This is a genomic window from Hymenobacter sublimis (assembly GCF_023101345.1).
GTDB classification, from domain to species: domain Bacteria; phylum Bacteroidota; class Bacteroidia; order Cytophagales; family Hymenobacteraceae; genus Hymenobacter; species Hymenobacter sublimis.
The window spans coordinates 4,252,472-4,266,873 of the sequence record NZ_CP095848.1; the positions used below are offsets into that span (position 1 = coordinate 4,252,472).

The 14,402-nt window shown below is 57.9% G+C and carries 9 protein-coding genes and 1 pseudogene; 7 read left to right on the forward strand and 3 right to left on the reverse strand.

The genetic code is table 11. The features are described from left to right. The first annotated feature begins 50 nt into the window (after positions 1-50). The 7 genes and pseudogenes from MWH26_RS17870 (at position 51) to MWH26_RS17900 (ending at position 9,834) form a co-directional block, all read left to right on the forward strand. The gene (locus tag MWH26_RS17870; RefSeq protein ID WP_247975344.1) at positions 51-449 is read left to right on the forward strand and encodes a hypothetical protein; all 399 of its coding nucleotides are present in this window, start codon (positions 51-53) and stop codon (positions 447-449) included. Positions 450-500: 51 nt separating this feature from the next. Then, positions 501-1,730 carry an FtsX-like permease family protein gene (locus MWH26_RS17875; protein ID WP_247975345.1) on the forward strand — a complete coding sequence of 410 codons (1,230 nt, stop codon included), beginning with the start codon at positions 501-503 and terminating at the stop codon, positions 1,728-1,730. Positions 1,731-2,239: 509 nt separating this feature from the next. Beyond that, the gene (locus MWH26_RS17880) at positions 2,240-5,167 is read left to right on the forward strand and encodes a DEAD/DEAH box helicase (protein ID WP_311136873.1); all 2,928 of its coding nucleotides are present in this window, start codon (positions 2,240-2,242) and stop codon (positions 5,165-5,167) included. Positions 5,168-5,569: 402 nt separating this feature from the next. Further along, positions 5,570-7,264, forward strand: a complete 1,695-nt coding sequence (locus MWH26_RS17885; RefSeq protein ID WP_247975346.1) for a T9SS type A sorting domain-containing protein — start codon at positions 5,570-5,572, stop codon at positions 7,262-7,264. Positions 7,265-7,404: 140 nt separating this feature from the next. Further along, positions 7,405-7,872 carry an SRPBCC family protein gene (locus MWH26_RS17890; RefSeq protein ID WP_247975347.1) on the forward strand — a complete coding sequence of 156 codons (468 nt, stop codon included), beginning with the start codon at positions 7,405-7,407 and terminating at the stop codon, positions 7,870-7,872. A gap of 277 nt (positions 7,873-8,149) precedes the next feature. Further along, positions 8,150-8,485: a hypothetical protein gene (locus MWH26_RS17895; RefSeq protein ID WP_247975348.1), complete on the forward strand. Its 336-nt coding sequence runs from the start codon at positions 8,150-8,152 to the stop codon at positions 8,483-8,485. A gap of 159 nt (positions 8,486-8,644) precedes the next feature. After that, positions 8,645-9,834 (forward strand): annotated as a pseudogene (locus MWH26_RS17900) (class I SAM-dependent rRNA methyltransferase). A 370-nt stretch (positions 9,835-10,204) separates the two neighbouring features. Here MWH26_RS17900 and MWH26_RS17905 read toward each other — a convergent pair. The 3 genes from MWH26_RS17905 to MWH26_RS17915 all read right to left on the reverse strand — a co-directional run bounded on the left by MWH26_RS17905 (position 10,205) and on the right by MWH26_RS17915 (position 14,387). Further along, on the reverse strand, positions 10,205-11,089 hold the full coding sequence (locus tag MWH26_RS17905) for a glycoside hydrolase family 16 protein (protein WP_247975349.1): 885 nt from the start codon (positions 11,087-11,089) through the stop codon (positions 10,205-10,207). Between the two features lie 436 nt (positions 11,090-11,525). Then, positions 11,526-12,785: a PKD domain-containing protein gene (locus MWH26_RS17910; RefSeq protein ID WP_247975350.1), complete on the reverse strand. Its 1,260-nt coding sequence runs from the start codon at positions 12,783-12,785 to the stop codon at positions 11,526-11,528. Positions 12,786-12,890: 105 nt separating this feature from the next. Next, positions 12,891-14,387, reverse strand: a complete 1,497-nt coding sequence (locus tag MWH26_RS17915) for a RagB/SusD family nutrient uptake outer membrane protein (protein WP_247975351.1) — start codon at positions 14,385-14,387, stop codon at positions 12,891-12,893. Between the last annotated feature and the right edge of the window lie 15 nt (positions 14,388-14,402).

The following is a 14,402-nucleotide window of genomic DNA, read 5'->3' on the forward strand; positions in this document are numbered from 1 at the left end:
ATCTTGCTGCTATTATGTAGCTGCACCATTTCCCTCTATCTTCCTTTGCCATGGCTGATAAAAATGATTTTTCTGAACTGCTAGCGGAAATGCTCCTTCGCATGGATCGTCAGCAGGGCGAAATCAAGCAGACCAATGACATTCTGCGCACGGTAGCGGAGGTGCAAGGCAAAATGCTGCATCAGATTGAGTTGATCTACACGGATCAGCAACAATTCAACGCCCAGCAAATCCAGTTCAATGCTCGGCAGGAGCAGTTCAATACCCAGCAGTTACGCTTCAATACCGAGCAACAGCAGTTCAACACCCAGCAGCAGGAAGCCAACCAAGCTATTCTGGGTGAGCTTCGCACGATTAAGACGGACGTCCGGGAGTTGAAAGAAGTGGTGCTAAACAACCACGAGGAACGCCTGCGTCGGCTGGAGGAATTTATGCGTCGTGCTAGCTAAGCCTTTTCTACTTTACCCCTACCCTACCTCTCGCCCCTCCGCGCCCCGCACGTGAACGTACCCTTGCTCATTGCCCGGCGTTATTTTCTCTCGAAGAAGAAGCGCAACATTATTAGCATCATCTCCAATATCTCCATGGTAGGCGTGGCGGTAGGCACGATGGCGTTGATCATTGTGCTGTCCGTGTTCAACGGGCTAGAGGAAGTGGCGCGCAGCCTCTACGGCAAATCGGACCCCGACTTGGTGATTACCGCCGTGCAGGGTAAATCCTTTGAGGTAGGCCCTCCGCTCATCAAGCGCATCCAGGGGCTGCCCAACGTGGCCCTGGTTACGGAAGTAATCGAGGATAACGCCCTGTTGCAGTACCGCGACCGGCAGATGGTGGTGAAGATGAAGGGCGTTTCGGATAACTACTACCGCCAAAGCAACATCGACTCGGCCGTGGTGGAAGGCAGCTCCAAGCTCCACCGCGACGGCATGGACTATGCCCTGCTTGGGGCCGGCGTGCAGCACGAGCTCAGCATTGCCCTCGACAACCGCTTCTCGCCCATGCGCTTGCTTTACCCGCGCAACACGGGCAAGAAGACCCTTTCCATGAACCCCGAAACGGCCTTTAACGAGCAGAACATCCTGGCCGGGGGCGTTTTTCTGATTGAGCAGCACGTCGACGACAGCTACATCTTCGTGCCCCTGGAGTTTGCCCGCAACCTGCTGCACTACGAAAACCGTCGCACGGCCCTGGAGGTCAAGGTAAAAGACCGCCAGGATATTGGGCAGGTAAAAGACGACCTGAAGCGGGAGCTGGGTAAGGGCTTCAAAATTCTGGACTCGGATGAGCAGCACCTGAGTTTGCTGAAGGCTATTAAGGTGGAGAAGATGTTTGTGTTCATCACCTTTGCTTTCATCCTGCTCATTGCCAGCATCAACATCTTCTTCTCGCTCTCGATGCTCGTTATCGATAAGCACAAGGATATTGCCGTGCTGATGGCCATGGGAGCCAGTTCCCGCACCATCCGCAATGTGTTTCTGTTGGTAGGCGCTATTGTGGCTCAGGTGGGCGCCCTGACGGGCCTAGTGCTGGGCGTGGGTATCTGTTGGCTTCAGCAAACCTTCCATCTGGTGGGCATGGGTATGGCTACCAGTGTGGTGGACTCCTACCCGGTCAAAATGCAGTTCTCCGACATTGCCCTGACCGGCATGGCCATAATTCTGATTACGGTTGCCGTATCCATTAGGCCAGCCCTGAACGCCGCTAGCCTCGACCTGCGCGAGAACCTATAGCCTACTACCTACCCGGCTGAACCCAAAAGTCCCTCTGGCTTAATACAAGCGCTAGGCAAAGGCGTAGCTCACGCATCCGCATCGTCTGCCTGATCAGCCAGACGATGCGGATGAGTTGCTTTGCTTACACTCAGTATAACCGGCAAGTTGATCCGAATTTACGCTCACGCTGTCGGCCGCGTGGAGCGTAAATGGTAACCTTGTAGCTCCTCTGTATTCATCAGCACAACGCAAACAGGCAGTTCCCGCACGGGGGCTGCCTGTTTGCGTTGTGCATAAGCCAGAATTTATAATTCTGAAAAGAGAAGACTGTTACCTTCGTAGACGCCAAAGCCCGGTTGGGTACCTAATTTGCATACGTTCATCTTAATAATATTACTATTCTTTGATTTAATTTTACTTTTTAGTAAAAAAACTGGTATTTAGCATTTGTTACTACTTTCAACGCTGCATTATTGTCGTCGACTATGAAGGTTTCCACTTCACAGCCTTTTCAAATTGTTTATTCATTGCTCGAACACGAGTATCTAGGATACCTCTTTGAATCGTACGTGGTGCAGCGGAATCAGCGGGGTCAGCTCACGCTTCAGCACCAAACCGTATCGGCTAAGAATGCCCCGGAGTTTGCCGATGGCTTGGATGAGCTTGATTTTGAACTGATTGCCCTCACCGACCAGATTCAGCAGGACGCGGTGATTAAGGAGTTCTGGGCCAAGAAGACTACCCCGGCTGATTTCTTCCTGAAGATTTACGACGCCGAGAAAGGCGACAAGAACCTGCAGGAAACCATTTGCTACTACGTGCAGGAGCGCATGGCCCAGATTCTGGACCGCCTCCAGGGCAAGCAGGTGTTCATTATGGGCAAGGATGGCGAGCCGACGTGGCGAGAAATCAGCGTGGCTCCGGAGCGGGCTTCCGTGCTGTTTCACTTCCGCCGCAACGAGGATAGCACGCATTATTTCCCTACTATTCAGTACCAAGGCCAGAAGCTGGACTTTCAGTACAAGAACGCCGTAATCGTTTGCGAACAGCCCGCCTGGCTGCTGCTCGACGATGTGCTTCACAACTTCCACAATGATGTGGACGGCAAAAAAATCAAGCCCTTCCTCAACAAGAAATTCATTGTAATTCCCCGGCAGGTAGAAGACAGCTACTTCCAGCGCTTTGTGGCGCCCCTGGTGGAATCGTTTGATGTGCACGCCCGCGGTTTCGATATTCGCTCGGAGCGCTACGTGGCCCGGCCCCAACTTACGTTCTCGGATGCGCCCGGCGCTACCGTAGTAGCGGCGCCCGTCACCCGCGCGGCCGCGCCGGCCCGGCGGGGTAGTACCGCCACAACCCAGATAACGGCAGAAGCTGCTGTTTCCGAGCACATTCACTTCGATTTGAGCTTCCGCTACGGCGACCATACCGTGCACACTGCCCACAACAAGCGCGTGTGCGTGAAGCTGGAAAAGCAGGAAGACAACTACATTTTTCACCGCCTGATTCGCAACCTCGACCGGGAGCAGGAAATCATCAGTGAGCTGCGCGACCGGGCCCTGGAGGTGCGCAACGGTCGGGCCGTGCTGGAAAAAGCCACGGCTTTCCGCTGGCTGCACCACCACGCCGACGAGCTGGCCCGCTTGGGCTTCACGGTGCAGCAAGGCCCTACCTCGGGCAAAGACTACTTTATTGGAGCCGTAACGGTGCAGGTAGGCATCACGGAATCCAACGACTGGTTTGACGTGCACGGCGTGGTGCATTTCGGTGAGTTTGCCGTGCCCTTCATCAAACTGCGGCCTTACATCCTGAACAAGCGCCCCGAGTACCGCCTGCCCAACGGCCAGATTGCCATTATTCCGGAGGAATGGTTTACGCAGTACCTGGAGCTGTTTGCCTTCGTGGAGGAGCACCACCAGATGCTAACCTTGCGCAAGCACCACTTGGCTTTGGTATCGGACCTGCAGAACGGCAACCTGGCTACCGTGGTGATGAGCCGGAAGCTGGAAAAGCTGCGCGAGTTTGAAGCCGTAGAAGACCGGCCCCTACCCGCTGGGTTCCGGGGCGAACTGCGGCCTTACCAGAAAGCGGGCTACAACTGGCTCCACTTCGTGCAGGACTACCACTTCGGCGGCTGCCTGGCCGACGACATGGGTCTGGGCAAAACCGTGCAGACCCTGGCCATGCTGCTACAACGCAAGGAAAGCGGCGCTGCCAAGGGTGCAGCCTCTCTGTTGGTGATGCCTACCTCCTTGGTGTACAACTGGATGACGGAGGCCTTTAAGTTTACGCCTACCCTGCGCCTGCTCATTTATACGGGCACGTACCGCGACAAAAACGTGGAGCAGTTTGCTGATTACGACGTGGTGCTGACGTCCTACGGCATTGTGCGCCTGGATGCGGAGCTGCTCAAAACCTACAAGTTCGACTACGTCATTCTGGACGAGTCGCAAGCCATCAAAAACCCGGGTTCCACCACCTCCCAGGCCGTACGTGGCCTGCACTCCCGCCACCGCCTGATTCTGACGGGTACGCCCGTGGAAAATAGCACCATGGACCTTTGGTCGCAGATGTCGTTTATCAACCCCGGGCTGCTGGGCTCCCAAGCCTTTTTCCGCAAGGAGTTTCTGAAGCCCATTGAAAAGGGCAAGGACGAGGCCAAAACCCGCCGTCTGCACACGCTCATCAAGCCCTTCATCCTGCGCCGCCACAAGGCCCAGGTGGCCCGGGAGCTGCCCGACAAAATTGAAAACCTGAGCTACTGCCCCATGACCGAGGAGCAGCAGCACTGCTACGAGGAAACCAAGAGCTACTACCGCAACAAGATTCTGCAAAGCATTGAGGAGCACGGCACGGCCAGCACCCAGTTTATGCTGTTGCAGGGCCTAACTAAGTTGCGCCAGATTGCCAACCACCCCCGCATGGCCGACGCGGAGTACAGTCACGAGTCGGGCAAGCTGCGTGAGGTAATTCGGATGGTGAAAAGCGTGGTTTCGGAAGGCCACAAGGTGCTTATCTTCAGCCAGTTTGTAAAGCACCTGGATATTGTGCGGGCTTCGCTGGATGAGCGGCAAATTGAGTACGCTTACCTGGATGGCAATACTCGCGACCGGCATAAGGAGGTAGCCCGCTTTCAGGAAAACGACGAGCTGCGCGTGTTCCTCATCAGCCTGAAAGCCGGAGGGGTAGGCCTGAACCTCACCGCCGCCGACTACGTGTTCATCCTGGACCCCTGGTGGAACCCCGCCGTGGAAGCCCAGGCCGTAGACCGCGCCCACCGCATCGGGCAGCAGCGCACGGTGTTCACCTACAAGTTCATCACCCAGAACTCCGTGGAAGAGAAGATCTTAGCCCTGCAAAACAAGAAGATTCAGCTCGTCACGGACCTGATTACTACCGACGAGGCCATCATCAAGAGCCTGACCAAGGAAGACATTGAGGAGCTGCTAGGTTAGAAATACGGCAATAGGCTTAGTTATAAATTTCACCCTTGCATGGGATTATTCGACGCGCCGAAGCCGGTAGGAGTTGAAATAAAAGGAAACGTGCTGCATTGCGTTGTTTGCCGCCACGACCGGTTTTGGCGGCGCTCGGCGCAGCTACATTCGGCTGCGGCTACGTTTTTTGACGTGGAATGGGCCAACTCCAGTGCTGTATGCTACGAGTGCGACAATTGTGACTATGTCCACTGGTTTATGCCTAAGTGAACGTCGGTTAACTCACCATGAAGGCTCTGCCTGCGCTGATTGAGTTGAGCTAATTCCTATCCAATTTATAGATTAGCATAATTTTAATTATTAATATAAATATTTACCCCCTATCTTACTTGTAGTTCACACGGTTTAGTTCATCTACCCATGACTGCAAGCACTACACGTTGGCTACGCATTGGCGCTTTGGCGGCTGGCATGGCCCTACCTACCCAATTATCAGCGCAAACCTGGCAGTGGGCCGCGGCTCATGCTGCGGGCAGCACCGGCAGCTCCGTTATTTATGCCGCCGCCGTAGATGCCGCTGGCAACACCGTGGTAGCGGGTCTATTTTCAGGTACTACTACCCTAGGGGCCACTACCCTAACTAGTGCCGGGGGCACCGACGTTTTTGTGGGGCGCCTTAACGCAGCGGGTGCCTGGACTCAGGCAGTTCGGGCGGGCGGCCCCGGCGACGATGTAGCGCTGGCCCTGGCCGTTGACGGGGCGGGTAATGCCGTTGCGGCCGGGTCGTTTAAGGGAGCTACGGCTGCTTTTGGGGGCACTACTCTTACCAACGCCGACAATACGGGCAACACAACCGATGGCTTCGTGGCACGCCTGAGCAGCGCCGGAACCTGGAGCCAGGCAGTGCGCATGGGCGGCACCGATAATGACGGTGCCACCGGCCTGGCCCTAGAGGCCGGCGGGGCAGCCGTGGTATCCGGCAACTTTTCTAGCAACACCGCCGCCTTCGGCTCGACTACCTTAACCAACGGCAACACCGACCGCAGCAACGACGTGTTTGTGGCCCGCTTGAGTGGCACCGGCGACTGGAGCCAGGCCGTGCGGGGTGGCGGCGCCGGCGACGATTTTGTGCAGGCCCTGGCCCTGGATGCGGGTGGCAACGCCGTTGTGGCCGGTCACTTCGCCCGCGCTACCGTTACATTTGGCAGCACGGTCCTGAACAACGCCAACCCCGGCCAATACAGCAGCGACGTGTACGTGGCCCGGCTAAGCAGCGCCGGCACCTGGACCCAGGCCCTGCAAGCCGGCGGACCAGGCAACGACTACGCCCGGGGGGTAGGCCTGGATGCCAGCGGCAACGCCTACGTGGCGGGCAACTTCGCTAGCCCGGCCGTAAGCTTCGGGGCTACCTCGCTTGCCAACGCCGACAACAGCGGCAACACCTCCGACATCTTCGTGGCCCGCCTCAGCAGCGCCAATGCCTGGACCATGGCTGCCCGCGCCGGGGGCGCAAGTAACGACTATGCCAATGCGCTGGCCGTGGATGGCAACGGCAGTGCCAGCGTGGGCGGGTTGTTCCAGGGCGCTACCTCTACGTTTGGTACCATTGCCCTGCCCAACGCCGATCCCACGGGCGCAACCTTCGATATTTTGGTTGGCCGCCTCAGCAGCGCGGGGGTCTGGAACCTGGCCTTGCGCGCCGGGGGCGTCGGCGACGACTACACCAACGCCCTCACCCTCGATGGCAGCGGCAACGCCGTGGTAGGCGGCAACCTGAACAGCTCCCCGGCTACTTTCGGTAGCCTTAGCCTGAACAGCGCCGGTTCGGCCTTTATTGCCAAGCTAATGGGGCTAACCACTGCCACTACCTCGAAGCGAACAGCCGCCTCCCTGGCCCTGCTTCCAAACCCAGCCCGCCACCACGTAAGCCTGACGTGGGTTGAGGCTCAGCCCCAGGCCCAGCCCCTAGTAGTGCTCGATGGACTAGGCCGCGTAGTACGCCGGCAGCTGCTGCCCGCCCGCGCCACTCAAGCCACAGTAAACCTAAGCGGGCTAGTAGCCGGAGTCTACATCATTCGAGTGGGAGAAACAGCTCAACGGCTGGTTGTTGAATAGCAGTTTGTCCCGCTTACCCCCGACTACCCCGCCGTAGCTTCGCCGCGGCGGGGTAGTATTTTTATGGGGTTGACAAGGAGGCTGAAGCCACGCCGAACAGGTGTCAGAAACAAAGCTCCTGGGTACGGGGTATGTCAGGCATGCACCTCATTCTACGCACCCACGTGGCGGCCGCGCCAGCCCAAGTATGGCAGGGCTTTACCCGCGACCTGTTCCTGGCCCTGGCTCCGCCGTTTCCACCGTTTCGGCTGCTCCGCTTTGATGGGTGCCACCGCGGCGACGAGGTGCAAATTGAACTGGGCGCCGGGCCGCTCCGCTACCCCTGGACCTCTTTGATTACCGACCACGGCATTAGCCCCGACGGTACGTATTACTTTGTGGATGAGGGTCAGGTGCTTCCGCCGCCGCTCCGGTTTTGGCGGCACCGCCATCTGCTACAGCCAGCCCCAGACGGCGGCACGTATATTATAGAGGACTTGGAATATCAAACTGGCTTCCGGCCCCTGGACACCCTGCTGTACCCCGCCATGTGGGCCCAATTTGCCTGGCGACGCCCCATATACCGGCGCTACTTTGGCCGGCCCAGCCTGAGGTTGCCACGCAAGTAACCACTGAAAGCGCCACCGCCGGGCGCGGCCCGTATAAGCCTGCGGACTCCGTTTCTGTCCTGACGCAACTTATCCTGACTGCATGACCCCGTTTTTATCCGCTGCCACCAAGCGCCTTCGGAAGCTTTTGACATTGCTGGTGCTTTTCAGTGTAGCTGCCAGCTGCCGGAGTGCTCAGCCGGCCTATTTGTTTCGGCCTCCTAGCCACTCAGCTCACCTTGTGCCCAAGCCGGCGGCCTTGCCAGCAGCCCCCCCTGAAACAACCGTGTCAGCGCCCGTGCGTCTGGCTCCCAAGCAGGCCACCAAGCCGCGGCTGGTCCGGGGCTTGGTGGCGCGGCGCCCGCCCCAGCTTCGCAACATGTATGCCCAGGCCGCGCGTGCCAGGGTAAGCCTCCCGTCGAAAACGACATCAATTCAGAAGGTTCGGCGGGTGGCCGCGCCTGCGCACGGCACGGAGGTAGGGCTAGGCACTACCGTGCTGGGCGTGCTGGGCTTGGTGGTGCTGCCGCTGGCATTGCTGGGCCTGCTTATCTGGGGAGGGCCGGTGTGGGCCATTCTGGCGGGGCTGGCTGCCCTGGCGGTACTCGTTGCCTATCTCGACCCGTTTGCCTAAGCTAGCGGGCATTGGTCGCGTAACTCTAATACGCTACGCTGATGGAACTATCAGATAATTCTCGGTGCCGCGCAGGTATTCGGCAGCGGTAGGGCAGGCTGGTCGCGTATCCTCGGCGGGTTAGGTTACCTTTGCAGTCCATTTCTTGAATTTGCCTTTATGAACTCCGCCGCCGTCACGCTCAAGCCCGGTAAAGACCAATCCCTCCGTCGCCTGCACCCTTGGGTGTTTTCCGGAGCCATCGGCCGGATGCAGGGCGAAGTTGTGGAGGGGGAAGTGGTAGCAGTACACGCCTCGAGCGGTGAGCTGCTGGGCGTGGGCCACTACGCTCCCGGTTCCATTGCCGTGCGTATGCTCGCCTTTGGTCCTGATGCTCAGCTTCCTGATGCCGCTTTCTGGGAAAACAGATTGCGCAATGCCTATCAGCTGCGGCAGGGCCTGGGCCTCACGGGGCAGGGCACCACCAACGTGTATCGCCTGGCCCACGCCGAGGGTGACGGCCTCCCCGGCCTCATCATTGATGTGTACGGCGACGTAGCCGTGGTTCAGGCGCACAGTGCCGGCATGTACAAGGCCCGGCCGCTTATTGCCCAGGCCTTACAGGCGGTTATTCCCGGCTTGCGGGCCATCTATGACAAGAGTGCCGAGACCGTACCTACCAAGGCGGCTCCCGACGCCCAGAACGGGTACCTTTTCGGGGGAGCAATGGTGCTGAGCACGTGGTGCAGGAGAATGGTCATCCGTTTGCTGTTGATTGGGAGACGGGCCAAAAAACGGGCTTTTTCATTGACCAGCGCGACAACCGCAGCCTGCTAGCCCGCTACGCTCCCGGCCGGCGGGTGCTCAACACGTTCTGCTACACCGGGGGCTTTAGCTCCTATGCCCTCATGGCCGGGGCTGAACTGGTGCACTCCGTGGATTCCAGTAAGAAAGCCATTGAGCTAACGGAACGCAACGCCTCCCTCACAGGCCACCAAGACCGGCACGAAGCTTACGCCCAAGACGTGTTCAGCTTCCTGAAAGACCGCCACAACCAGTACGACCTGATTGTGCTGGACCCGCCCGCTTTTGCCAAGCACCTTTCCGCCCGCCACAATGCCCTGATGGGCTACAAGCGCCTGAACGCGGCCGGCATTCGGCAGATTGCCCCGAGTGGGCTGCTCTTTACCTTCAGTTGCTCGCAGGTGGTCAGCATGGAGTTGTTCGAGGGAGCCGTACTGGCCGCCGCCATTGAGGCCGGCCGGCCGGCCCGCATCCTGCACCGCCTCACCCAGCCCGCTGACCACCCCGTGAGCCTTTTCCATCCCGAAGGTGAGTACCTGAAAGGCTTGGTGCTAGCCGTAGAATAACTACCTCCTGCATCAACGCAGTAGCCCGCCGGACCTAGCGCTTACCTGATTTCAGGCAAGTGCAAAACCCAGCGGGCTACTACTGTTTTCAGCCTTACTAAAATCCAAAGGCCGGCCCGCACCCCTAACAGGCGGACCGGCCCCGGAAGTACCAATTCGGCTCAAAAAGGCTGAATCAGGTAAGGCGTATTAATCACTCTACCCAGCAAAAGGCTGAGTGGCGTATGCGTTCCGGTTTCCGGGGGTGGCAGCGCTCAGAAAACCACAACTGAGCACCACCCCCACCCGGGCCAGCGGGAAGTTTCCCGGAAGCCGGGTCATACCTGGTTCGTTTCCCACCCCCAGAGGCTGACCACGGCGCTGGCTTTTCTTACTTGTACTGAAAGAAACGTACGTAATCTACCTGCATCTGCTGAGGGAAGGTAGTAGCCCCGTCCGGGTTGCCATCGAAGTTGCCTCCCACGGCCACGTTCAGGATCAGAAAGAACGGATTATTAAAGGGGAAAGGACTGGCATCCGTGCTACTATACGTGTAGTAGGGAGTCACATTACCATCCAGGTAAAAGCGCGTCATGTTTTTGCTGCGCACTACGCTGTAGATGTGGTAATCAGCCGAGAGGTCGTCGGTCAGGTTCTGGGTAGTGCCTTTGTACTCGTGTACCCCCATGCTGTTGGCGTAGTGCATTGTGGAAATCAACTCCATGGGCCGGCTGCCGCGCAGTTCCATGATGTCGATTTCTCCACATTTAGGCCAGTTGTTCTGATCAATGTCAGCCCCGAGCATCCAAATGGCGGGCCATACCCCTTTGCCTTTGGGCAGCTTGGCGCGTACGTCGATGCGCCCATACTGGAAACTCTGCTTGCCTTTGGTTATCAGGCGGGCCGAAGTGTAAGCGTTGCTACCGGAGGTCTGCTTAATGGCCTGAATAACGAGGTTTCCGTTGCGCAAAAAGGAGTTATCAGTGGAGTTGGTATAGTTCTGCAGCTCATTGTTGCCCCAACCGCTGGCCCCCAGCTCATATACCCACTTGCTTTGATCCAGCGCGCCACCAGTGAACTCGTCGTTCCACTTCATTTCCGTGTACTGGTCATACGCCTTGGCTTCCTCATTTACTACCGGCGTAGAAGGGGTAGGAGGCGTAGGAGCCGGGATGTTTTTGGTTTTGGTTTCGGTGCAGGAAAGCAAACCCAGCGCCAGCAACAAACCAGTTGCGAAGCGTTGCTTTTGCTGTCCAAGTAGGGGTAGATTTTTCATGAACTACAAGTACTTACAAATAAGAAAGATGCACTGCTTAGCCAGCATACATCTTACAAAGGGTGCTTGTTCCACTAGTCCTAAAAGGGGTAGCTCTCTGGCTTAAGCGGAACGAAGCGATATGGGAGTTGCTAGCAGCTCCGTTTGGTACTATTGCGGCTGGCAGTTAGACTTCTACAGCAAAATGACAGCTCAAATTCAGGCAGCGGCCTTCTTTGGCTAGGTTCACCGAGTAATAACCTTACAAGCAGTGTTTGACTCAAACCTTAAGCTTCTAAGAAGACGCTTGCTCTCTAGCTATCAAAACCGAGAGGTTGCTACCGTTAGCTTTTCGGTAGGAAGCCGAACTCACAAGCCAGCACCTTAGTCGGCTCTGAGTTCGGCTTCCTACTAATAAGTCAAACCGAGAAGGAGTTACGTAGGTATCCCCGCAAGGCTACTTGGCAATCATCTTAATGTCGAATACCGTTCCGCCTGACTGGCCACTACCTGCCCGCAGAACCATGCGTGTATTGTTAATCGAGATAATACGGTACACTCGCTCCGTGGGCGACGCATCGGTGGCGGCAATAAAGGCTCCTGTCTGCGTGAGCGTGAACTGAGCCAGCCCGGCCCCGGCCGAAGGACCAAACACGAAAGCCGAAGTACCTGAACGAGGAGCCGAGCAGCTACCTGGGTTGCCGGCCACAAACGTCTCCGCAAAGGCGTTGTACGTGAACGTGTTCGTCATCGAGAAGGTATACTCATCGTCGGCCTGGCAGCCAGGCAGCGAGCTAGGAGCCCCTCCGGCGTAGTATTGCTTGGGGTTGGCCTCCGTGCCCACGGTAATAACGGCGTCGGCCGCATTGTCCAGCAGCCAGGTCTTCGACGAGCCTCCCGTGAGCAACCGCTTGATGGGCGCAGTAGCATCAAAGGGCATCAGAGTTACAATAGTACGCGTACCATCGGGGTTGGTGCCCCGCAGGCGTAGTTTGGTATCGGTAGCCTCCAGAATGTCGTACGTTTTATTGGCTACTGAGTCAGGCAAGCCAATAAAGGCGCCTTTGCCTTTTAGCACAATCTGACCTAGCCCCCCGGTTGTCGGACGATACACAAAACTACCGCCGCGGTTCAGCGAGCTACCGCAGGCTCCATTCTGGAAAGTCTGGCCTGCGCTTTCGTAGTTAACGGAGTAGTTGTTGCTAAACGAGAACTGATCGTCGAGCTGGCAGTTGTTGAGCGTAGTTGAGCTTGAAAGCTGGGTGCCCGTAGCCGACTCCCGCACAATGGCGCCGGGGTCAGTTGAGAACGACCATACCCGCGTGCCGCTGCCCGCGCAGTCAACCAGCCGGCTAAAGGCTGAGTTTGTGCAGACATCCGGAATAACTACGGCCTGCGTAGCTGAAATACCCGTTCCACCGCGCCCTGCCGTAATAAGTTCTACTTGGTAGGTGCCCGGTCGGGTATAGGTATGAGTAACGGTATTGCCGGAGGCACGGGTGTTGTCGCCGAAGTTCCACTGGTAGAGAAACCCATCCTGGCTGGTGCTAGTGAAGGTTACCGTAGCGGGGTATTCGGTTGTGTTTACCTGATAAGTAAAGCTGGACTGAGGCACGGCGCCCTCCAGTTCATAGTCTTTGGCGTCCTTTTCGCAGGAAGCCAGCAACAGGGGAGCAGCCAACAGGCCGAGGGCTGCCAGGCGAGTAAACATATTCATGGGAATTGGCGGAGAAGAGGATGAGAGTTCGTTTGCCGGCGCCTGCTTCCTCCGGTGCCGTACGACACCGGAGGAAAGTACTAGGGTCGCAAGGGCCGCGCAGGGTTAGTAACCGGGGTTTTGGCGCAGGCCGGGGTTAACGTCCAGTTCAGACTGCGGAATGGGCAATACTACATTAAAGGGTTTGACGCCTTTGGCCAGCAACTGGGGCGAAGTAAGTAACTCACCCGTGCGTTTCATGTCGAACCACCGGTCCATTTCAAAGGCCAGCTCGTACTTCCGCTCCCGCCACACGGCCCGCTTGAAGGCGTCGGCGCTCAGGCCGGGGGTCAGGTCTTTGGCACTGGCCGTGGCAATGGGCAGGCCAAAGGCGCGGCGCCGTACTTTATTAATGGCCTCGTAGCCTTCGGGGGTAGGGCCCACGGCCTCGGCCAGAATCAGGTACACCTCCGCCAGGCGCATCACCGGAATGTTCAGCTCCGAGTCCCAGATGTTGGTATTTACCTTACCCACAAACCACTTCTTGCAGCCGTAGCCATTGGGCGAGCCGGGCAGCGAAGCCGGTTGCTTGCGGCCGTCGGGATACGTATCGCCGGGCATCCAGATGGTAGCGTCGCGGCGCAGGTCGCCGGCTTCGTAACCCGCCACAAAATCAGCCTCGGGAATATTGAAGCCGTAACCGCCCTGGGGCACGGCACCCTGGCCGCGGGGTCCGAAGAACTCGTTGCCGCTGAAACCGGGACCGTTCTGGTCCCAGGTGTTGCGGCCCGATAGGAACTGGGCCTCAAACAACGACTCCTTGCCGTTCTCGTTGGCTACCTTAAAGTTATCGGCGTAGTTGTCCCACATGGTCTTGCCACTGCCATTGATAACCTCGCGGGCGCGGGTGGCTGCCTCGGGCAGCTTGTTCAGGGTGAGCTGTACTTTGGCCAGCAGACCGGCAGCGGCCCACTTGGTGGCCCGCCCCAGGTCGTCGCCGCTGTAGGAGGGCGGCAGGTTGCCGATAGCGTCGGTCAGGTCTTTTTCAATCTGGGCGTACACCTGCGCGGCCGGGGTGCGCGGGATGTTCACGTCGGCTAGCGTGGCGGGCGGGGTCGTCAGCAGGGGCACGTCACCATAGGCCCGCACCAAGTCGAAGTAGTACTTGGCCCGCAGAAACTGGGCTTCCCCAATGCTGCGCTTCTGAATAGCCGGGTCGATGCTCATGGTGGGCACCTTCTGCAACACAATGTTGGCGCGCCCAATACCTACGTAGCAGCTGCCCCACAGGCGGTTCGTGACCAGGTTCGTGCTCGGAATGTTGAAGAAGTCGAGCTGCTGGTACTCAATTCCGTCGCCACCGCCACCGCCGCCGGTGGTAGAAATATCGGAAGCAATGTCGCCGAGGCCCCAGAGGGCGGCGTTGTACTGGCCAGCCGTAATCAACTCGCCATAGATGGCGTTGGTGGCCTGAATGGCGTCGGTGGTGGTCCGGTAAAAGTTGGCGTCGGTTACCTGGTCAGTTGGGGTTTCTTCCAGGAACTTCTCGCCGCACCCGCTAAGTAGGCCCAGCGTTAGGAGCCAAGCGCCGCAAGTGACTTTATATGTATGTAGGGGTCGCATTTTTTAAAACGGTTG

What these genes read in the sequence shown, in the direction of transcription:
- MWH26_RS17870 (WP_247975344.1), top strand. Translation starts at nt 51, where the DNA reads ATGGCTGATAAAAATGATTTTTCTGAACTGCTAGCGGAAATGCTCCTT.
- MWH26_RS17885 (WP_247975346.1), top strand. Translation starts at nt 5,570, where the DNA reads ATGACTGCAAGCACTACACGTTGGCTACGCATTGGCGCTTTGGCGGCT.
- MWH26_RS17890 (WP_247975347.1), top strand. Translation starts at nt 7,405, where the DNA reads ATGCACCTCATTCTACGCACCCACGTGGCGGCCGCGCCAGCCCAAGTA.
- MWH26_RS17905 (WP_247975349.1), bottom strand. Translation starts at nt 11,089, where the DNA reads ATGAAAAATCTACCCCTACTTGGACAGCAAAAGCAACGCTTCGCAACT.
- MWH26_RS17910 (WP_247975350.1), bottom strand. Translation starts at nt 12,785, where the DNA reads ATGAATATGTTTACTCGCCTGGCAGCCCTCGGCCTGTTGGCTGCTCCC.
- MWH26_RS17915 (WP_247975351.1), bottom strand. Translation starts at nt 14,387, where the DNA reads ATGCGACCCCTACATACATATAAAGTCACTTGCGGCGCTTGGCTCCTA.